We start from the raw sequence: 1084 nt of genomic DNA on the forward strand, positions 1-1084 counted from the left end.
CTTTCATCGTGGATGGCGCCATAGTCGGAGCGGGCCACGGTGCCGCTCATGCCGGCTGCGGCCATGAACATCCCCGATGTCAGATCGAGGTTCTGGACGAAGTCGAAGTGCGCGCGAGCAGGCTTGGCCACGGCAATGTCGGCAATGATCTCTTCGGCTTTGGCCACCGTGAGAAAGTCCGCGGAGATTTCTGCCGCAGGCGCGCGCACTTCGAACGTGTGAGGCGTGCGGCGCGGATTGGCTTCGTGCCATTCGACGATCTGGAATGCGGGATGATGGTCGGTCAGTACCTCTGCCACAGCCTGACGGGTTCCCTTGCGCCTGTGGTAAGGGATCGCATCCGCCACGGCTGCGCGTTTGCGCTCGATCGTCCAGCCCGTCTTCCAATGGCTGATCGCAAGGCCCCAGGCCAGCCAGGGCAGATGCCCGGCGGGGCAATGGGCAGGCGACCAGACGTCGCGTACAGGTGTGGCGAAATCCAGCACCGATGCCGCAGCCTGTTCCAGCGCCTTTTCCAAAGGCGTCGATGCCGGGGGAAGGATGGAGGTGTAAATCATTCGTTCGTGCCCGCGAGGCGGCCTGCGACATCAGTGCAGTAAGGGGCCTGCAGGCGGCTTACGGCGATGTCGGCGGTGGGCGAATTGAACCGAACATTCTGCGCACCTTCGACATGTGCGGCGCGGAACAGCGCAGACATGGTGATGTCGCGCCCAACACGGTGGCTCTCCTCGACGTAGGCCCGGACGCTGGCAAGCGAGGCGGCCAGCACCACGGCGCCGTCAGGGCCGCTGTAGGTGGTCAGGTCGTAGTCCACCGCATAGGGCACGATCTGAGCGGATTGCACGGTGACGAAGTCGGTCAGCGGGCGGCGATCGTCTGCCGAGACATAAGCCTGCACGGTAGTGACCAATTGCGCGGACGCGGAGCCATCGCCCAGGCGCGAGAGGATCGAGACGATCACCACGCCCGGCGAAGGGCTGGTGGCAGTGGCATCGAGCACTTCAGCATCGGCGGACAAGGCGTGGAAGAGGTACGCGCCCTCCGGCCCGGCAACGGAATAGCCTTCGGGTGCCAGGACCATGCG

2 protein-coding genes are annotated in these 1084 nt (G+C 64.8%); both read right to left on the minus strand.

Features of this window, described 5'->3' with window-relative positions:
- Nucleotides 1–557, minus strand: a 557-nt coding sequence (locus A8V01_RS04135; RefSeq protein WP_103094703.1) for a phage tail protein I, incomplete at its 3' end; no start/stop codon positions are given.
- The coding region (locus tag A8V01_RS04140) for a baseplate assembly protein (RefSeq protein WP_211294954.1) at nucleotides 554–1084 on the minus strand (531 nt) is incomplete at its 5' end. The genes A8V01_RS04135 and A8V01_RS04140, both read right to left, overlap by 4 nt.

It is taken from the genome of Novosphingobium guangzhouense, from assembly GCF_002896965.1.
GTDB lineage: Bacteria > Pseudomonadota > Alphaproteobacteria > Sphingomonadales > Sphingomonadaceae > Novosphingobium > Novosphingobium guangzhouense.